A 17,940-nucleotide genomic window follows, 5' to 3' on the forward strand; every position below is an offset into this window, starting at 1 on the left:
CCTTGACCCGACACCGCTTTGCCCCGACCAAGGGCGCGATTTCTGCCCTTTTCCCGAATTTACCCCGGAGACGCATGTGGCCCGTAGGCTGACCCAGTTCATCCTCCTCGCGATGGTCGCCGGCATCATCCTCGGGTATATCCTCAACGTCACCGTATCTCCTGACGCTGTCGCAACGATCGCAGGCGTGCTTTCGATCCTTACGGATGTGTTCCTGCGGCTCATCAAGATGATTATCGCGCCGCTGGTGTTCGCCACCCTCGTCGCGGGTATCGCGCACATGGGCGACACGTCGGCGCTGGGCCGGGTCGGCGTGCGCACGATCGGCTGGTTCCTGTGCGCCAGCCTCGTCTCGCTGACGCTCGGGCTGATCCTCGTCAACATCCTCCAGCCGGGGGTAGGGCTGAACCTGCCGCTGCCGGACGTGACCGCGTCGAGCGGCATCGACAACAACGCCTCGTTCGATCTCAAGACCTTCGTCACCCACCTGGTCCCCAAATCGATCATCGAATCGATGGCCGGCAACGAGATCCTCCAGATCGTCGTCTTTTCGGTCTTCTTCGGCGTGGCCCTCACCGCGATCGGCGAGAAGGGCGCGCCGATCGTGCGAGGCGTGGAGGCGCTGGTCGGCGTGATGCTGCAGGTGACCGGCTATGTGATGCTGTTCGCGCCGTTCGCGGTGTTCGCGGCCGTCACGGGGTCGATTGCGCGCGAGGGGATCGGCATCCTCGCCACCTTCGGTTACTTCATGGGCGGCTTCTATCTCGGCCTGTTCATCCTGTGGGGGCTGATGTTCTTCGCGGCCTTCCTGTTCGTGGGGCCTCGGGTGAAGCTGCTGGCGCGCTACGTGCGCGATCCGCTGCTGGTGGCCTTCTCGACCGCCTCGTCGGAGGCCGCCTTCCCGCGTACATTGGAGGCGCTCGACCGCTTCGGCGTGCCGCGCCGCATCTCGGGCTTCGTGCTGCCGCTGGGCTATTCGTTCAACCTCGACGGCTCGATGATGTATTGCACCTTCGCGTCGCTGTTCATCGCGCAGGCCTATGGCATCCACCTGTCGCTGGGCACGATGATCACCATGTTGCTGGTGCTGATGGTCACGTCGAAGGGCATCGCCGGCGTGCCGCGCGCCAGCCTCGTCGTGATCGCCTCGACCCTCTCCTTCTTCAAGATCCCGGAAGCCGGCCTGCTGCTGATCCTCGCGATCGACCATTTCCTCGACATGGGGCGCTCCGCCACCAACGTCGTCGGCAACGCGGTCGCCTCGGTGGTCGTCGCCAAGTGGGAGGGCGTGCTGGAGGTGCTGGAAAGCGACATCATCGAACCGCTGCCGACGCCGCACGACACGCCATCGAAGGGCCATGCCGGGCTCGACATCGATCCGGTCGAACAGCGGCGCTGAGCCGCGACGGAGCCTCCGCATCGTCGGCGCGTTGGGAGCGCCGATAAGCAGGGGGCAGGGATGACCGGAATATCAGGGAGCTGGCTGGCGGCGGCGGCGATGCTGGCGCTGGCGGGGCCGGCGATGGCGGAGGATCTGCGGCCCTTCTGCACCAGCCGGCCGGGGCTGGGCGAACCGCCCTGCATCGTCGATCGCGGCTATGTCGTCGCCGAGCTGGGGCTGGGCGACTGGACGCGCGAGACCGAGGATGCGACCCGCACCAAGACTTTCCTGAGCGGCGACGGGCTGCTGCGCTTCGGCGTGGATCGGGTGAGCGAGGTGCAACTCGGCTGGAGCGCCTATGGCCGCACGCGCGAGATCGACCGCGCAGCCGGATCGCGCGAGCGGACGAGCGGCGTGGGCGATGTGACGCTGGGCTATCGTCGCAGCCTGATGAACCCGAGCGGATCGAAACTGTCGATCGCGGTGCAGCCGTCGGTCACCCTGCCGACGGGTGGGCAGGCGATCGGCCAGGGCAGCTGGAGCGCCGACCTGGCGGTGATGGGCAAGAAGTCGATCGGCGGCGGCCTGTCGCTGGAACTGATGCCCTCGATCTCGGCCAGCGCCAACGAGAGCCGGCACGGGCGCCATCTGGCCTATGGCGCGATCGCGGGGGTCGGCATCGAGGCGCGCAAGAACCTGACCTTCACTACCGAGATTTCGGCGATCCGCGACCGCGATCCATCGGGCCACAGCACCGAGCTTCTGCTGGGCGAGGCCATCGCGTGGCAGCCGGGGAAGAACTGGCAGCTGGACGTGGGCGGCGCGGCCGGGCTGAACCATGCCAGCCTCGACAGGCGGATCTATTTCGGCGTGGCGCGGCGGTTCTGATCCAGGCGGAGCGTGCTCCGGCGAAGGCCGGAGCACAGCGAAAGTCTCAGCCCCGCCCGATCAGCCGCATCGCCATGCGATCGGCGACATCCGCCGCCGGATCGCCGGTGGCGGCGCTTTCCGCCCACACCTGCTCCAGCCGCTCGGGGATCAGGGTGATGCGGCGCGCCACTTCGGCGCGGTCGCCCTGCCCCAGATATTCCAGCGCCACGTTGATGATGCCGCCCGCGTTGATGACGTAATCGGGCGCATACAACACGCCGCGCCCATGCAGCCGCGCCGCGTCCGCCGGGACGGCCAGCTGGTTGTTGGCGCCGCCCGCCACGACCGGCGCGCGGAGCGCGGCGATGGCGCCAGCGTCGAGGATCGCGCCCAGCGCGCAGGGGCTGACGACATCGGCCTCGATCGCAAGGATTTCGTTGGCATGGGCGGTCGCCGCGCCCAGCTCGTGCGCCAGCGCCGCCGCCTTCACGCCGTTGACGTCGGCGAGCGTGAGTTTCGCGCCGTCCGCCGCGAGCAGCCGGGCGAGGCCGCCGCCGACCGAGCCGACGCCCTGGATCGCGACATGCACGCCGGCCGCGCTGTCCTTGCCGAGCGCCCGCTTGATGGCCGCCAGCACGCCCAGATAGACGCCGCGCGCGGTGGACGGGCCGGGATCGCCGCCGGCATGGCCCTCGCCGACGGGCAGGCCGGAGACGTGGCGGGTCGCTCTGGCGATCGCGACCATGTCCGCGTCCGACATGCCGACATCCTCGGCGGTGACATATTTGCCGCCCAGCGAATCGATCGCGCGGCCGAAGGCGGCCAGCATCTCGGGCGTCTTGGTGCGCGCGCCATCGGCCAGCACGACCGCCTTGCCACCGCCCATGGGGAGGCCCGCCATGGCATTCTTGAAGCTCATACCGCGCGACAGGCGCAGCGCATCGGTGACGGCGTCGGCCTTGTCGGCATAATGCCAGAAGCGCGTGCCGCCGGCCGCCGGGCCGAGATGCGTCGAGTGGATCGCGATGATCGCCTGAAGGCCCGTCACCGGATCGGTGAAGAAGTGAACGCCCTCATGCTCGTCGAAGTCGGGATAGTCCCACAGCGCCGCCATCATCCGATTCCTTATCCATGCCCGGCTATTGCGAGCGCGCGCAATAATATTACTCGCGCGACTTGGCCAGCCGAAAAGGCGCCGGGCGGCACGAACAGGAAATGCGGAGGAGAAAATGGGGCGACCGACGGGGATTGAACCCGCAACCTCCGGTACCACAAACCGGCGCTCTAACCAATTGAGCTACGGTCGCCACAACGCCACCGGCTCGATCGGCCGACGCGAGCGGGCTCCATAGGCAGATGGAGCGAGCGTTGCAAGCGACGGACGTTGCGATTGGCCGCGCAATCACTACAAAAGGAAAAGACATATAACACTAGGGTCGCCATCCTTGCTCTCCCAACGCACCCGCTATGCGCTCCGCGCGCTGCAACACCTCGCCGACCGCTATGGCGAGGGGCCGGTGCAGCTGCCGGAGATCGCGCGCATCCAGAACATCCCCGCCAAATTCCTGACCGTGATCCTGTCCGAACTGAAGCGCGCTGGCTTCGTCGAGACGCTGCGCGGCAAGGAGGGCGGCTATTGGCTGGGCAAGCGGCCGGAGGAGATCACCTATGGCGACATCGTCCGCGCCACGCGCGGCAGCCTGGCGCTGACCCCCTGCGCCAGCCGCTTCAACCACCGCCCGTGCGAGCAATGCGTCGACGAGGAGACGTGCCGCCTGCGCGAAGTGATGCTGCTGGTGCGCGACGAAACCGCCAACGTGCTGGATCGCATTCCGCTTTCGGCGAAGGTTTCGGCTGCGCAGGCGGCGGAATAGGTCTTTGTTCACGCGGAGACGCGGAGGCGCGGAGAGAAGAAAGAGACAAGGGTGATCGGGACGTGGCTCTCCATCGGTGCCCGATCTTCCGACGGATCGGGAGCCACGTCCCGATAGACCCTCTTCCTCTCCCCTTCTTCTCTCCGCGCCTCCGCGTCTCCGCGTGAACAATCCTTCCTCTCTCCCCCACCCGCTGGCCCGACCGGCATAGCCGCGCTACAGCCCCCCCAAGAGATGCTGCCGCTCCCCCTCTCCCTCGCTCGCCTAGAGAGGCGCGATGCCGAATCGTTTCATCCTCGTCGCCGAGCCCCGCGCCTGAGCCGATGAGCGCCGCCCTCGCCCTCGAACCCCGGCCCGTTTCGATGGGGCCGGCGCGGCGGCGTGGCCGGCAGAGACGGCTGATGCCGGGCTTTGGCCTGACTCTCGGGCTCACCGTCTTCTGGCTGTCGCTGGTGGTGCTGATCCCGCTCTCCACGATCTTCGTGAAGACGGCGGTGCTGGGGTTCGACCAGTTCCTCGAAGCGGCCTTCAACCCGCGCGTGATGGCGGCCTATCGCCTCAGCTTCGGCGCGGCGGCCGCCGCCGCCGGGGTGAACGCCATGTTCGGGCTGCTGATCGCCTGGGTGCTGGTGCGCTATGACTTCTTCGGCAAACGGCTGATCTCGGCGATGGTCGATCTGCCCTTCGCCCTGCCCACCGCCGTCGCCGGCATCGCGCTGACGGCGCTTTATGCCAACACCGGCTGGGTCGGCGCGCTGATCGAGCCGCTGGGGGTGAAGGTCGCCTATCGCCCCCTCGGCGTGATCGTCGCGCTGATCTTCATCGGCCTGCCGTTCATCGTCCGCTCGGTCGAGCCGGTGCTGGCTGATCTCGGCCGCGACGTGGAGGAAGCCGCTTCCGCGCTCGGCGCGAACCGCTGGCAGACCTTCTCCCGTGTCATCCTGCCCGCCATCACCCCGGCGCTGCTGACGGGCTTCGCGCTGGCCTTCGCGCGCGGCGTCGGCGAATATGGATCGGTGATCTTCATCGCCGGCAACATGCCGTTCGAGAGCGAGATCGCGCCGCTGATGATCGTCTCCGAACTGGAGCAATATGACTACCCCGCCGCCACCGCGATCGCGGCGGTGATGCTGGTGGTGTCGTTCGGGCTGCTGCTCGTCATCAACCTCGTCCAGATCTGGACGCGGAAGCGGATCGAGGCATGAAGGCGATCCGCCCGCCATCGGCCACGCAGGAGGCGCGCTGGGTGCGCGTGCTGCTGATCGCGCTCGCGCTCGGCTTCCTCGGCCTGTTCCTGCTGCTGCCTTTGGTGGTGGTGTTCGTCGAGGCGCTGGCGAAAGGGCTGCCGCCGTTCCTGGCGGCGCTGACCGAGCCCGACGCGGTCTCGGCGATCAAGCTCACATTGCTCACGGCCGCCATCGCGGTGCCGGCCAACATCGTATTCGGCATCGTCGCATCGTGGGCGATCACCAAGTTCGATTTTCCGGGCAAGGGTTTCCTCATCACCCTGATCGACCTGCCCTTCTCGGTCTCGCCCGTGGTGGGCGGCGTGATCTATATCCTGATGTTCGGCGCGTCGGGCTGGTTCGGGCCGTTCCTCCAGGATCAGGACATTCAGATCATCTACGCCGTGCCCGGCATCGTGCTGGCGACGATCTTCGTCACCTTCCCCTTCGTCGCGCGCGAGCTGATCCCGCTGATGGCCGAACAGGGCCGCGACGACGAGGAGGCGGCTCTCTCCCTCGGCGCGAGCGGCTGGCAGACCTTCTGGCATGTCACCCTGCCCAACATCCGCTGGGGCCTGCTCTATGGCGTCCTGCTCTGCAACGCACGGGCGATGGGCGAATTCGGCGCGGTCTCGGTCGTGTCAGGCCATATCCGCGGGCTGACCAACACGATGCCGCTCCACGTCGAGATCCTCTACAACGAATATAATTTTGTCGCCGCCTTCGCGGTGGCCTCGCTGCTGGCGGCGCTCGCGCTCGTCACCCTCGCCGCCAAGACCTTGCTCGAATGGCGGTTCGATTATCACCGGAACGGAACGGCGCACTGATGGGGATCACGCTCCAGGGCATCACCAAGGGCTTTCGCGGCTTCCAGGCGCTGCACGGCATCGATCTGGAGGCGCGGCCGGGCGAGTTCCTCGCTCTGCTCGGCCCCTCGGGATCGGGCAAGACCACGCTTCTCCGCATCATCGCGGGGCTGGAGTTCGCCGATCAGGGGCAGGTGGCGTTCGATGGCGAGGATGTCGGGCATCTCGCCGCCGCCCAGCGCCAGGTGGGCTTCGTCTTCCAGCAATATGCCCTGTTCCGCCACATGACGGTGGCCGACAACATCGCCTTCGGCCTGACCGTGAAGAAGCGCCGCGAGCGCCCGGCCAAGGCGGAGATCGCGGCGCGGGTGGCCGAGCTGCTCGATCTGGTCCAGCTCTCGGGCCTCGGCAAACGCTATCCCGCGCAGCTTTCGGGCGGCCAGCGCCAGCGCGTGGCGCTCGCCCGCGCGCTGGCCGTGCAGCCCCGCATCCTGCTGCTCGACGAACCGTTCGGCGCGCTCGACGCCAAGGTGCGCAAGGATCTGCGCCGCTGGCTTCGCGAACTGCACGACCGGATGGGCCTCACCTCGATCTTCGTGACGCACGATCAGGAGGAAGCGCTGGAACTGGCCGATCGGGTGGTGGTGATGGATCACGGCGTGATCGAGCAGATCGCCGAGCCCCAGACCATCTACGACGAACCCGCCTCCGCCTTCGTATTCGATTTCGTCGGGGAATCGAACCGGCTGCCGGTGACGGTGTCAGGCGGCCGGGTCGCCTTCGCCGGCCAGCCGCTCGACGTCGACGGCAGCGGCCTCACCGGCGAGGCCCAACTCTTCTTCCGCCCGCACGACGCGCGCATCGTCACCGACGGCGCGGCCTTCCCCGCCGTCGTCACGCTGGCCCGGCCGAAGAATGGCGCGATCCGGCTGGAGGCCAAGGTGGAGGGACGCACCGTGCCGGTCGAGATCGACGTGCCGCTGGCCGGGGCGCCGGCGGTAGGCGACACGATCCGTGTCGCCCCCACCCGCACCCGCCTGTTCGCGCAACCTTCCGCCGCCTGAGGCCGTTACACCGACGTCATCATCATCAGCGACGGCGGGAACGATCATCATGTCCAGGGCATCCGATTTCCTCGAAGCCTGGACGGTCGCCCGCACCGATACCCGCGCGCTCACCACCGAGGAAGCCGGCACCATCGCCGACCAGTGGGAAGGCGAGGCGATCGAGAATGGCGTCGATCCCGACGATCTAGGCACGGCGGCCGGCGGCGACCTGCGCGCCTATCTGCTGCGCACCTACGGCGAGGTAGGGCAGGAAGTCTCGACCGACGACGGCGACCATTCGGACGCGCAAAAGCCCCCACCCCAACCGCGCCATCGCGAGCCGGGCGTTTTCTAAGCCTCATCACTATCTCCCCGTTCGTCCTGAGCGTAGTCGAAGGACGTGAGACTGGACGATGCCGCGTGGGACACGTGCTTCGATTTCGCTCAGGGCGAACGGGTGAATGTCCAGGACATGCGCCACCCGCCGATTGTTGCATTGCGGCGACTCCCCCTCCCCCACTTTTGCGCTATGGCGGCCGCGTAAAAAGACGAGCGGGGACTCTGCGACCATGACCACCATCATCAAGGAAGCCGACCTGATCGAGAGCGTCGCCGACGCGCTCCAGTTCATCAGTTACTATCATCCGATGGATTATATCCGCGCGCTGGGCGTCGCCTATGAGGCCGAGCAGGGCCCCGCCGCCAAGGACGCCATCGCCCAGATCCTGACCAACAGCCGCATGTGCGCCGAGGGGCATCGGCCGATCTGTCAGGATACCGGCATCGTCACCGTGTTCATCAAATGGGGCCAGCAGTGCATGCTGGACAGCGAGAAGTCGCTCCAGGAGGTCGTGGATGAAGGCGTCCGCCGCGCCTATCTCCATCCCGAGAACCGCCTGCGCGCCTCGATCCTGAAGGATCCCGCCTTCAGCCGCGTCAACACCAGGGACAATACCCCTTGCGTGCTGAACGTGGAGATGGTGCCCGGCCATCATGTCGACGTGCAGGTCGCGGCCAAGGGCGGCGGCAGCGAGAACAAGTCCAAGTTCAAGATGATGAACCCCAGCGATTCGGTGGTCGATTGGGTACTGGAGATGATCCCGCAGATGGGCGCCGGCTGGTGCCCGCCGGGCATGCTCGGCATCGGCATCGGCGGCACCGCCGAAAAGGCCATGACGCTCGCCAAGGAATCGCTGATGGGCGATATCGACATGGCGCAGCTGAAGGCACGCGGGCCGCAGACCAAGATCGAGGAACTGCGGATCGAGATCTTCGACAAGGTCAACGCGCTGGGCATCGGCGCGCAGGGTCTCGGTGGCCTCGCCACGATCCTCGACGTGAAGATCATGGATTATCCGACGCACGCGGCCTCCAAGCCGATCGCGATGATCCCGAACTGCGCCGCGACCCGCCATGCGCATTTCCACCTCGACGGCTCCGGCCCGGCCTATCTCGAGCCGCCGAGCCTGGACGAATGGCCGAAGGTGGAGTGGACGCCATCGAAGGAGTCGATCCGCGTCGATCTCGACACGCTGACTCCCGAAGTGGTGGCGAGCTGGCAGCCGGGCGACCGCCTGCTCCTCAACGGCAAGATGCTGACCGGCCGCGACGCCGCGCACAAGCGCATCGCCGATATGCTCGCGAAGGGCGAGGAGCTGCCGGTCGAGTTCAAGGGCCGGGTGATCTATTATGTCGGCCCGGTCGATCCGATCCGCGACGAGGTGGTCGGCCCGGCGGGCCCCACCACCGCGACCCGGATGGACAAATTCACCAAGATGATGCTCGACCAGGGCCTGCTGGCGATGGTCGGCAAGGCCGAGCGCGGCCCGGTGGCGATCGAGGCGATCAAGGAGGCGAAGTCGGCTTACCTGATGGCCGTGGGTGGTGCGGCCTATCTGGTGTCGCGCGCGATCAAGGGCGCCAAGGTCGTCGGCTTCGCGGATCTCGGCATGGAGGCGATCTACGAATTCGACGTGAAAGACATGCCGGTGACGGTGGCGGTGGACGCCAGCGGCACCAGCGTCCACCACACCGCGCCGCTGGTGTGGCGCGAGAAGATCGCGCGGGAGCGGTTGCTGGAGACGGTGTGAGCCAAACGCGTCGCCCCGGCGCAGGCCGGGGCGACGCGTCTGTTTCAGAAGCCCACGTAAACCCCGCCCATCATCTGCGCCGGATCGTAGCGCCCGTTGGTCGTGCGCTTGCGATATTCCACCCGCGCGCCCGTCCAGGTGCCGAACTTGTAGCGCACGCCCGCGCCGTAGATCAGGCCGTCGAAGCTCTTGCTGCGCTCCGTGCTGGCGCCCGTCGCGGCCAGCGTGGTGGTGATCTTGGCGCGTTCGGCGCCGTAGCCGGCGATGCCGTAGACCGCGAGGCCGGGGATGGCGTTGATGCCGGCGCGCACCGTTCCGCTCCAGTTCCAGCGGCCGTCCTGCTCGGTCAGCACCGTGGCACTGCTGCTGCCGGTGGTGCCGAGCGATTTGCCGTTGGTCTTGCCGATGCCGCCTTCGACCGCGAGATAGCCGAGCGGCATCGACGGCAGCTCGACCCCGATGAAGCCGCCGTAGTCGAGCGCCTTGTCGTTCGACCCCACCGACGTGGCGGCCCGCCGTGTGCCCTGCCCCGCCTCGACCCCGGCATAGACGGAGGGCACGAGCGGCAGCGCCTGCGCGGCGGCGGGCGCGACGAGCGCGGCGGCGGCCAGCAGGCCAGGCGAGAGACGGCGGATGGTCATGGACATTCCCCTTTGGACGCGATCGACAGGCCCGCCCGGTTCGGCAGGCGCCCCGCCTTCCCCTACCCGGCCGGCACTGGCAAGCCCCGAACGGGTGACGGCGGCGCCCGCCCGCGCGACACCGCTTGACGAACGCGCGGCACCGCCTCCACGCTGCGGCCCATGAGCGAGATCATCATCTTCGACGAGCATACGCTCTCCGAACGCGGCACCAGCAACGCCACCTTCGATTATGCCGAGGCGATGGAGGCCCATGCCGGCATCCGCGCGGTGATGATGCACGACCTGCGGCGCGACTGGGTGGAAGGCGCCGTGCGGCGCTGGTCCGCCCGCTTCGAGACGATCGGCTACAACAGCGAGGCGGGGCGCGCCGATCTGGTCAGGCGCATCCAGCCCAAGCTCTATTATTACCAGCGCGGCCAGATCGACGACATCCGCCTGCTGCCCGACGTGAAGGTGGCGGTGCACAGCGTGTTCGATCATTTCCCGGTGCCGCAGGCCGATCGCAACGCCTATATCTCGGACTGGCTGGCCCACCACATGACCGGCGGCAAGGCCCCTGCGGTGCCCTATATCGTGACGATGCCGCCGGCCGAGCGTGACATGCGCGCCGCCTGGGGCATCCCGGCCGGGGCGGTGGTGCTGGGCCGGCACGGCGGGCGCGACACGTTCGACATTCCCTTCGCCAAGCGCGCGGTGGCGCGCGCCGTGCAAGAGCGCCAGGATCTGTGGTTCCTGTTCGTCAATACCGACAGGTTCATCGATCATCCGCGTGTCCGCTTCCTCGATCCGATCTTCGATCTGGTCGAGAAGGCCGATTTCATCGCCACCTGCGACGCGATGATCCATGCGCGCGAGCGGGGCGAGAGCTTCGGCCTCGCCATGGCCGAATTCCTGCTGCTCGACCGGCCGGTGCTGTGCTGGGCCGGCGGGCGGGATCGCAACCATCTGGTGCTGCAACCGAACCCCCACCACCTCTACCGCACCGAGGGCGAATTGATGCGCCTGCTCCGCCGCATCGGCCCCGCCCCGCGTGATGGGAAAGCGGCGGCGGCGATGGCGCCCTACGCCCCCGATCGGATCGCCGCGCGATTCAGCGACGTGTTCCTCACCGGGCCAAGGGTGGCGCTGGAGGGCAAGACGGCGGCGGGCAATCTGCGCCGCCGCGTGCTGAACGCACGCAGCCTGGCGATGAACCGGGCTTGGTATGCGGCGTCACGGATCGGGCTGTAGAATAACGCACGATCACTTCTGGCACTTCCGGCACCAGAAGGTCGATCGCCCGCCATCCACCTGCCGCTCGACGATGCCACCACACGGGCATGCCTCGCCCTCCCGCCCATAGACGCGGAATTGTTTCGAGAAATAGCCCAGTTCGCCATCCGGCCGGGCGTAATCGCGCAGGGTCGATCCGCCCGCCTCGATCGCCGCGACCAGCACATCCTTGCACGCGGCCACCAGCCGGGTGAGTCGCGGCAGGGTCAGCGTGCCCGCCGCCGTGCGCGGATCGATGCGCGCCATGTTGAGCGCCTCGCACACATAGATATTGCCGAGGCCCGCCACGATCCGCTGGTCGAGCAGCATCAGCTTGATCGGCGCGATCCGCCCCTTCAGCCGATCGCGCAGGTGCCGCGGGTTGAAGGCATCGCCCAGCGGCTCCGGGCCGAGCGCCCTGAACGGCGGCCATTCGGCCACCTGATCGGTAGGCATCAGATCGAGCGAGCCGAAGCGGCGCGGATCGTTGAGCGACAGGGTCATCCCCGTATCGGTCTCGATCAGCAGATGATCGTGCGCCCCGATCGTCTCGGGCGCGATCCGCCAGCGGCCGGACATGCCGAGGTGGAAGATCAAAGTATCGTCGCGGTCCGTCTCGATCAGCCCGTATTTGGCGCGGCGGCCAAGGCCCGTCACCTGCGCGCCCGTCAGGCGCTGGCGCAGATCGGCGGGGATGGCGCGGCGCAGATCGGCGCGGCGCGGCTCCACCTTCACCAGCGTGCGTCCCCACAGGACGCGGGCGAGACCGCGCACGGTCGTCTCGACTTCGGGCAATTCGGGCATGTTCGCCCCCTATCCCGTTCCGCCCCGCGCCGCTATGGCGAGGCCATGAGCGATGCAACCCGCGACACCGTCTCCTTCGGCTATACCGACGTCACCCCCACCGAAAAGACCGAGAAGGTGGGCCAGGTCTTCCGCTCGGTCGCGGCCAGATATGATCTGATGAACGATGCCATGTCGGGCGGCATGCACCGGCTGTGGAAGGATCGCTTCGTCCGTCGGGTGAAGCCGCGCCGGGGCGAGGCCATCCTCGACATGGCCGGCGGCACCGGCGACATCGCCTTCCGCCTGATGAAATCGGGCGCGGACATCACCGTCGCCGACATCAACGGCGCGATGCTGGAGGTGGGCCAGGAGCGCGCGGCGAAGAAGGGCTATGAGGGCCTCGCCTGGATCGAGCAGAATGCGGAGACCTTGTGCTTCGCCGACAGGAGCTTCGACGGCTATACGATCGCCTTCGGTATCAGGAACGTGACCGACATCCCCAAGGCGCTGCGCGAGGCGCATCGCGTGCTGAAGCGCGGCGGGCGCTTCTACTGCCTCGAATTCTCGACCACGCTTTGGCCCGGTTTCGGCGAAATCTACGATGCCTACTCGCATCGTCTGGTCCCGAAGCTCGGCAAGCTGCTAGCGAACGACGAGGACAGCTACCGCTATCTGATCGAATCGATCCGCCGCTTCCCCGACATGCCCACGTTCGAGCGGATGATCGGCGAGGCCGGCTTCGTGCGCACCCATGTCGAGCCGATGCTGGGCGGGCTGGTCGCGATCCATTCGGGCTGGAAGATCTGATGAAGCCGAACCGTTCCTCTCCATCGCAGATGGGGAGGGGGACCATCCGCAGGATGGTGGAGGGGCCGCGCCCCCTCGATAGCGCGACACCCCTCCACCATCGCTGCGCGATGGTCCCCCTCCCCCCGCTCCGCGCGGGGAGGAACGATCGCCCATGACCGCCCCCCTCATCCACGGCCTGCGTCTCTTCCGCTGGGGCCGCACCCTCGCCCGCCATGGCGCGCTGCTCGGGATCGAGCGCGATCCGCTCGCGCCGCCGGCGCTGCGCCGCCTCGTGCGGATCGCGCGGATCGGGTTCCGCATGCCCGCCCAGCCGCGCTACGCCGATGCGTTCGAGGCGATCGGCCCGGCGGCGGTGAAGCTGGGGCAGGCACTTGCCACCCGCCCCGATCTCGTCGGCGAGGAGGCCGCGCTCGACCTGACGCGCCTCCAGGACGCGCTCCCCCCCGTCCCCTTCGCCGAGATTCGCGCCGCGATCGAGAAGGGCCTCGGCAAGCCGATCGACCAGCTCTACGCCCGTATCGACGAGGTGCCCGTCGGCGCCGCCTCGATCGCGCAGGTCCACCGCGCCGTCACGATCGAGGGCCGCGACGTGGCGATCAAGGTGCTGCGCCCCGGCGTCGAGGAGGAATTCGCCCGCGCGCTCGAGACCTACGAATGGGCCGCCGCGCAGGCCGAGGCGATGGGCGGCGATATCGCCCGCCTGCGCCCCCGCCTCGTCATCGCCACCTTCCGCCAGTGGACCTTGCGCGAGCTGGACCTGCGGCGCGAGGCCGCCTCCGCTTCCGAACTGGCCGAGGGGATGAGCGCCATCCCCGAATTCACCGTCCCCGCGATCGACTGGGCGCGCACGTCGCGCCGGGTGATGACGCTGGAATGGCTGCCGGGCATCAAGCTGTCCGATCGCGCGGCACTGATCGCCGCCGGCCACAATCCGGGCCTCCTCGCCCAACGCCTCGTCAGCGCCTTTTTACGGCAGGCCATCGCCGACGGTTTCTTCCATGCCGACATGCACCAGGGCAACCTGTTCGCTCTGCCCGGCGACCGGCTGGCGGCGATCGATTTCGGCATCATGGGCCGCATCAACCGGCAGGCGCGGCTGTGGCTGGCGGAAATCCTCCACGGCCTCATCACCGGCAATTACGCCCGCGTCGCCGAAATCCATTTCGAGGCGGGCTATGTCCCCGCGCACCACAATCTCGGCGAATTCACCACCGCGCTGCGTGCCGTCGGCGAGCCGATCCGGGGCCTGCCGGTCAAGGACATCTCGATCGGCTCGATGCTCGACGGGCTGTTCGCCATCACCCGCGATTTCGACATGCCGGTCCAGCCGCACCTGCTGCTGCTGCAAAAGACGATGGTGATGGTGGAGGGGGTCGCCACCGGCCTCGATCCCGATATCAACATGTGGGAGACGGCCGAGCCCTTCGTGCGCGAATGGCTGCGCAGCGAACTCGGCCCCGAGGCGTGGCTCGCCGACCGTCTGCGCGAGGACGTCGCCACCTTCGCCCGCATGCCCGAACTCCTCCGCCGCATCGAAAAACGCTTCCCCGCCGAGGGCGCCGCCCCCCCGCCCCCGCCCTTGCCGGTCGTGGCGGTCGTCGGCCGGGGCGGCGGCAAGCGGACGGCGCTGCTGATGCTGGTGACGGCGGCGGTGGGTGTGCTGGCGGGCTGGGCTGCGGCAATGTTGCTCGGCTGAACGGATAAACCCTCTCCCGCGAAGGCGGGAGAGGGCTTTCACTTTGCCCTCACCCCTTCCGCGCCACCAGCAGGAATTCCACATTCCCCTCCGGCCCGGTGATCGGGCTCGGCTCGATCCCCAGCACCGTCCACCCCTGCCCGACGAACCAGTCCGCGGCCGCCGCCGAGACGCGCGCATGCACCTCCGGGTCGCGCACCACGCCGCCCTTGCCCACCTCGTCGCGCCCCGCCTCGAACTGCGGCTTGACCAGCGCCACCGCCCAGCCGCCGTCCGCCACGAAGCCCACCGCCGCCGCCAGCACCTTGGCCAGCCCGATGAAGCTGGCGTCGCACACGAGGATATCGATCGGCTCGGGCACATGCTCCGCCGTCAGCGCGCGGGCGTTGGTCTGTTCGTGGACGATCACGCGCGGGTCGCTGCGCAGCTTCCACGCGAGCTGGTTGGTGCCCACGTCGATCGCATAGACCTTCGTGGCGCCGCCCGACAGCAGCACATCGGTAAAGCCGCCGGTGGAGGAGCCGATATCCAGCCCCACCATCCCCTCGACCGGAATCGCGAAATGCCGGAGCGCGTGGGCCAGCTTGATGCCGCCGCGCGACACCCAGGGATGATCGCGCCCGCGCACGTCCAGCCCGACATCGTCGGCGATCGGCTGGCCGGCCTTCTCGATCTTTCGCTCGCCGGCGAACACCAGCCCGGCCAGGATCAGCGCCTGCGCCTTCGCCCGGCTTTCGACCAGCCCGCGCTCCACCAACGCCTGATCCGCACGTAGTCCCTTGGCCATCCCGCCCTCCTGCCCGATCACGCCTCGTTCGTCGACAGGGCGGCGGTGGTGGTGCCCATCCGGTACGGCCGCACGCTGGCGGGCTCGGCCCGATAGAGCGGCCGCCGCATCGCGTGCAGCCGCGCCTTCGCGATCCGCAGGATGCACACCCTGTCGCCCTGATTGCCGCCAAGGACATGGAAAGCGGTCGCATCCTCCGCCACATAGAGCCCGACATGCCCGCCGGAGGGCCGCCGGAACACCAGCACGTCGCCCAGCGCCGGCTGCGGCGCGGCCCGCCCGAACCTGGCCCAGTTGAGCGCCCACAGGGGCTTGTCCGGCACCGCCTTCCCCGCGCGTCTGGCGACGACGGCCAGGAACAGCCCGCACCACGGCACCGAATCGGCCCAGTATCCCGCGATCCCGGCCTCCTTCGCCCAGCCCATGATGCGCGGATCGTCCTTCGCCCCGACGGTCTCGCGGACGCCGATCAACCGCACCGCCTCCGCAACCATGCGCGGCGGATAAGCGGAAACCCAGGGGTAGCTGGCGATGTCGGACATGGTGCGCACTCCTCGCATGAGAAATGCGCGCTGGCAGCGAGCCTAAGCGAAATCGGGGGCTGTAGGACAGCGGAAAAGCATGCGCGTCATCCCGGCGCAGGCCGGGATCTCAGGTGGCGGCCACACCGTCGCCCCCAGCCTGCCGAGATCCCGGCCTTCGCCGGGATGACGCTACTAAGAACTACCTCAGGCCCGCGCGCCCTCGATCACGCCCACCGAATTGCGGCGCAGCGCCTTCAACACCGTATCGACGATCGCATCCGCATCCAGCCCCGCCTCGGCATATTGCTTCTCGGGCTTGTCGTGATCCTGGAACACGTCGGGCAGGCGCAGGGTGCGCAGCTTCAGCCCGCCGTCGATCAGCCCCTGATCGGACGCCATCGTCAGCACATGCGCGCCGAGCCCGCCGATCGATCCTTCCTCCACCGTCACCGCCACTTCGTGCGTGGTGAGCAGGCGGCGGATCAGCGCCTCGTCGAGCGGCTTGGCGAAGCGCAGGTCGGCCACCGTCGTCGAAAGCCCCTGCGCCTCCAGCCGGTCGGCGGCAAGCAACGCCTCGCCCAGCCGCGTGCCGAGCGACAGGATCGCGACGGTCTTGCCCTCGCGCACCACCCGGCCCTTGCCGATCTCCAGCCGCTGCGGCGCCGGAATATCGATGCCGATGCCGTTGCCACGTGGATAGCGCACCGCGATCGGCCCGCTGTCGTGCAGCGCGCAGGTGTGGACCATGTGGGTCAGCTCCGCCTCGTCGGCGGCGGCCATCACCACGAAATTGGGAAGGGACGCCAGATAGGTCACGTCGAACGAACCCGCATGGGTCGCCCCGTCCGCGCCGACCAGACCGGCCCGGTCGATGCCGAACCGCACCGGCAGGTTCTGGATCGCCACGTCGTGCACGACCTGATCGTAGGCGCGCTGGAGGAAGGTGGAATAGATCGCGCAGAACGGCCGCATCCCCTGCGCGGCGAGGCCGGCCGCGAAGGTCACGGCATGCTGCTCGGCGATGCCCACGTCGAATGTGCGATCGGGGAAGGCCTTGCCGAAGGCGTCGAGCCCCGTGCCCGAAGGCATGGCGGCGGTGATCGCGCACACCGTCGGGTCGCGCTTCGCTTCCGCGATCAGCGCGTCGGCGAACACCTTGGTGTAGCTCGGCGGCCCCGGCTCGCCCTTGGCCTGCACGCCGGAGACCACGTCGAACTTCTGCACGCCATGATATTTGTCCGCCGCCGCCTCGGCCGGGCCATAGCCCTTGCCCTTCTGCGTCACGACATGGACAAGGATCGGGCCCTGCGCCGCATCGCGGACATTCTCGAGGATCGGCACCAGCTGGTCGATATTATGCCCGTCGACCGGGCCGACATAATAGAAGCCCAGCTCCTCGAAGAGCGTGCCGCCCATCGCCATGCCGCGCGCGAATTCGTCGGTCTTGCGCGCCGCCTGGTGCAGCGGGCGCGGCAGGCGGCGGGCGAGCCGCTTGGCCAGATCGCGCAGGCCCAGGAACTCGCGGCTGGAGACGATGCGGGCGAGATAGGCGGAGAGCCCGCCGACCGGCGGCGCGATCGACATGTCGTTGTCGTTGAGGATCACGACGAGGCGATTGCCCGCCGCCTCGGCATTGTTCATCGCCTCATAGGCCATGCCCGCCGACATCGCGCCGTCGCCGATCACCGCGATCGCCTTGCCGGGCTGGTCGGCCAGCTTGTTCGCCACCGCGAAGCCCAGCGCGGCCGAGATCGAGGTGGAGGAATGCGCCGCGCCGAACGGGTCGTATTCGCTCTCGCTGCGCTTGGTGAAGCCCGAGAGGCCGCCCGGCTGGCGCAGGGTGCGGATCGCGTCGCGCCGGCCGGTCAGGATCTTGTGGGGGTAGGCCTGATGGCCGACATCCCAGATCAATTTGTCGCGCGGCGTATCGAACACATAATGCAGCGCCACGGTCAGCTCGACCACGCCGAGCCCCGCGCCGAGGTGGCCGCCCGTCACCGACACCGCCGACACCATCTCGTCGCGCAATTCGGCGGCGAGCTGGGCAAGTTGTTCGGGCTTGAGGTCGCGAAGCTGGTCGGGCGTGTCGATGCGGTCGAGCAGCGGCGTCGTGGGACGATGGGACATCGCCCCTCCTTAGACTCTTCGC

17 protein-coding genes and 1 tRNA gene are annotated in these 17,940 nt (G+C 68.3%); 11 read left to right on the forward strand and 7 right to left on the reverse strand.

Going from position 1 to position 17,940, the window contains the following annotated elements:
- Positions 1-76: 76 nt before the first annotated feature.
- Together PQ455_RS12045 and PQ455_RS12050 are read left to right on the forward strand one after the other, a co-directional pair.
- The gene (locus tag PQ455_RS12045; RefSeq protein ID WP_273686327.1) at positions 77-1,399 is read left to right on the forward strand and encodes a dicarboxylate/amino acid:cation symporter; all 1,323 of its coding nucleotides are present in this window, start codon (positions 77-79) and stop codon (positions 1,397-1,399) included.
- Between the two features lie 60 nt (positions 1,400-1,459).
- On the forward strand, positions 1,460-2,269 hold the full coding sequence (locus PQ455_RS12050) for a transporter (RefSeq protein WP_273686328.1): 810 nt from the start codon (positions 1,460-1,462) through the stop codon (positions 2,267-2,269).
- Between the two features lie 46 nt (positions 2,270-2,315).
- Here PQ455_RS12050 and PQ455_RS12055 read toward each other — a convergent pair whose 3' ends face one another.
- Positions 2,316-3,365, reverse strand: coding sequence for a Glu/Leu/Phe/Val family dehydrogenase (locus tag PQ455_RS12055; protein WP_273686329.1), 1,050 nt, complete (start codon positions 3,363-3,365; stop codon positions 2,316-2,318).
- 116 nt (positions 3,366-3,481) lie between these two features.
- Positions 3,482-3,558: transfer RNA gene (locus PQ455_RS12060), tRNA-His, on the reverse strand.
- Between the two features lie 138 nt (positions 3,559-3,696).
- Here PQ455_RS12060 and PQ455_RS12065 point away from each other — a divergent pair.
- The 6 genes from PQ455_RS12065 to PQ455_RS12090 all read left to right on the forward strand — a co-directional run bounded on the left by PQ455_RS12065 (position 3,697) and on the right by PQ455_RS12090 (position 9,293).
- Positions 3,697-4,125 (forward strand): RrF2 family transcriptional regulator, encoded by a 429-nt coding sequence (locus PQ455_RS12065; RefSeq protein WP_273686330.1) that lies wholly within the window; start codon positions 3,697-3,699, stop codon positions 4,123-4,125.
- 401 nt (positions 4,126-4,526) lie between these two features.
- Positions 4,527-5,330 carry a sulfate ABC transporter permease subunit CysT gene (gene cysT / locus PQ455_RS12070; protein WP_273686331.1) on the forward strand — a complete coding sequence of 268 codons (804 nt, stop codon included), beginning with the start codon at positions 4,527-4,529 and terminating at the stop codon, positions 5,328-5,330.
- Positions 5,327-6,178 carry a sulfate ABC transporter permease subunit CysW gene (cysW, locus tag PQ455_RS12075; RefSeq protein WP_273686332.1) on the forward strand — a complete coding sequence of 284 codons (852 nt, stop codon included), beginning with the start codon at positions 5,327-5,329 and terminating at the stop codon, positions 6,176-6,178. Before cysT ends, cysW begins: the two co-directional genes overlap by 4 nt.
- Positions 6,178-7,221 (forward strand): sulfate/molybdate ABC transporter ATP-binding protein, encoded by a 1,044-nt coding sequence (locus PQ455_RS12080; protein ID WP_273686333.1) that lies wholly within the window; start codon positions 6,178-6,180, stop codon positions 7,219-7,221. The genes cysW and PQ455_RS12080 overlap by 1 nt, the downstream gene beginning before the upstream one ends.
- Positions 7,222-7,270: 49 nt before the next feature.
- Entirely contained in the window at positions 7,271-7,558 is a 288-nt protein-coding gene (locus PQ455_RS12085) for a hypothetical protein (protein WP_273686334.1), read from the forward strand.
- A gap of 214 nt (positions 7,559-7,772) precedes the next feature.
- Positions 7,773-9,293: a fumarate hydratase gene (locus tag PQ455_RS12090; RefSeq protein WP_273686335.1), complete on the forward strand. Its 1,521-nt coding sequence runs from the start codon at positions 7,773-7,775 to the stop codon at positions 9,291-9,293.
- Between the two features lie 44 nt (positions 9,294-9,337).
- On the opposite strand, the gene PQ455_RS12095 is transcribed toward PQ455_RS12090, so the two are convergent.
- The gene (locus PQ455_RS12095) at positions 9,338-9,934 is read right to left on the reverse strand and encodes an outer membrane protein (protein WP_273686336.1); all 597 of its coding nucleotides are present in this window, start codon (positions 9,932-9,934) and stop codon (positions 9,338-9,340) included.
- Positions 9,935-10,096: 162 nt separating this feature from the next.
- On the opposite strand from PQ455_RS12095, the gene PQ455_RS12100 reads away from it, so the two are divergent.
- A complete protein-coding gene (locus PQ455_RS12100; RefSeq protein WP_273686337.1) occupies positions 10,097-11,167 on the forward strand; it encodes a hypothetical protein in 1,071 nt (356 codons plus the stop codon).
- A gap of 12 nt (positions 11,168-11,179) precedes the next feature.
- Here PQ455_RS12100 and mutM read toward each other — a convergent pair whose 3' ends face one another.
- Positions 11,180-11,992, reverse strand: a complete 813-nt coding sequence (gene mutM / locus PQ455_RS12105; protein ID WP_273686338.1) for a bifunctional DNA-formamidopyrimidine glycosylase/DNA-(apurinic or apyrimidinic site) lyase — start codon at positions 11,990-11,992, stop codon at positions 11,180-11,182.
- 45 nt (positions 11,993-12,037) lie between these two features.
- Here mutM and PQ455_RS12110 point away from each other — a divergent pair, with 45 nt between their 5' ends.
- Both PQ455_RS12110 and ubiB read left to right on the forward strand, forming a co-directional pair.
- Complete coding sequence (locus PQ455_RS12110; RefSeq protein WP_273686339.1) at positions 12,038-12,781, forward strand: class I SAM-dependent methyltransferase; 744 nt, start codon at positions 12,038-12,040, stop codon at positions 12,779-12,781.
- Positions 12,782-12,935: 154 nt separating this feature from the next.
- Positions 12,936-14,480 (forward strand): 2-polyprenylphenol 6-hydroxylase, encoded by a 1,545-nt coding sequence (gene ubiB, locus PQ455_RS12115; RefSeq protein WP_273686340.1) that lies wholly within the window; start codon positions 12,936-12,938, stop codon positions 14,478-14,480.
- A gap of 49 nt (positions 14,481-14,529) precedes the next feature.
- Here the strand turns inward: ubiB and PQ455_RS12120 are convergent, their stop codons facing one another.
- The 3 genes from PQ455_RS12120 to dxs all read right to left on the reverse strand — a co-directional run bounded on the left by PQ455_RS12120 (position 14,530) and on the right by dxs (position 17,918).
- Positions 14,530-15,267, reverse strand: a complete 738-nt coding sequence (locus PQ455_RS12120) for a TlyA family RNA methyltransferase (RefSeq protein ID WP_273686341.1) — start codon at positions 15,265-15,267, stop codon at positions 14,530-14,532.
- Between the two features lie 17 nt (positions 15,268-15,284).
- Entirely contained in the window at positions 15,285-15,809 is a 525-nt protein-coding gene (locus tag PQ455_RS12125; RefSeq protein WP_273686342.1) for a TIGR02594 family protein, read from the reverse strand.
- A 186-nt stretch (positions 15,810-15,995) separates the two neighbouring features.
- Positions 15,996-17,918, reverse strand: coding sequence for a 1-deoxy-D-xylulose-5-phosphate synthase (gene dxs, locus PQ455_RS12130; protein WP_273686343.1), 1,923 nt, complete (start codon positions 17,916-17,918; stop codon positions 15,996-15,998).
- Between the last annotated feature and the right edge of the window lie 22 nt (positions 17,919-17,940).

It is taken from the genome of Sphingomonas naphthae, from assembly GCF_028607085.1.
In the GTDB taxonomy this organism is placed as follows: Bacteria; Pseudomonadota; Alphaproteobacteria; order Sphingomonadales; family Sphingomonadaceae; genus Sphingomonas_Q; species Sphingomonas_Q naphthae.

Coding starts and splice junctions, on each gene's coding strand:
- PQ455_RS12050 (WP_273686328.1), top strand. CDS start 1,460: ATGACCGGAATATCAGGGAGCTGGCTGGCGGCGGCGGCGATGCTGGCG.
- PQ455_RS12055 (WP_273686329.1), bottom strand. CDS start 3,365: ATGGCGGCGCTGTGGGACTATCCCGACTTCGACGAGCATGAGGGCGTT.
- cysT (WP_273686331.1), top strand. CDS start 4,527: ATGCCGGGCTTTGGCCTGACTCTCGGGCTCACCGTCTTCTGGCTGTCG.
- cysW (WP_273686332.1), top strand. CDS start 5,327: ATGAAGGCGATCCGCCCGCCATCGGCCACGCAGGAGGCGCGCTGGGTG.
- PQ455_RS12080 (WP_273686333.1), top strand. CDS start 6,178: ATGGGGATCACGCTCCAGGGCATCACCAAGGGCTTTCGCGGCTTCCAG.
- PQ455_RS12085 (WP_273686334.1), top strand. CDS start 7,271: ATGTCCAGGGCATCCGATTTCCTCGAAGCCTGGACGGTCGCCCGCACC.
- PQ455_RS12090 (WP_273686335.1), top strand. CDS start 7,773: ATGACCACCATCATCAAGGAAGCCGACCTGATCGAGAGCGTCGCCGAC.
- PQ455_RS12095 (WP_273686336.1), bottom strand. CDS start 9,934: ATGACCATCCGCCGTCTCTCGCCTGGCCTGCTGGCCGCCGCCGCGCTC.
- PQ455_RS12100 (WP_273686337.1), top strand. CDS start 10,097: ATGAGCGAGATCATCATCTTCGACGAGCATACGCTCTCCGAACGCGGC.
- mutM (WP_273686338.1), bottom strand. CDS start 11,992: ATGCCCGAATTGCCCGAAGTCGAGACGACCGTGCGCGGTCTCGCCCGC.
- PQ455_RS12110 (WP_273686339.1), top strand. CDS start 12,038: ATGAGCGATGCAACCCGCGACACCGTCTCCTTCGGCTATACCGACGTC.
- ubiB (WP_273686340.1), top strand. CDS start 12,936: ATGACCGCCCCCCTCATCCACGGCCTGCGTCTCTTCCGCTGGGGCCGC.
- PQ455_RS12120 (WP_273686341.1), bottom strand. CDS start 15,267: ATGGCCAAGGGACTACGTGCGGATCAGGCGTTGGTGGAGCGCGGGCTG.
- PQ455_RS12125 (WP_273686342.1), bottom strand. CDS start 15,809: ATGTCCGACATCGCCAGCTACCCCTGGGTTTCCGCTTATCCGCCGCGC.
- dxs (WP_273686343.1), bottom strand. CDS start 17,918: ATGTCCCATCGTCCCACGACGCCGCTGCTCGACCGCATCGACACGCCC.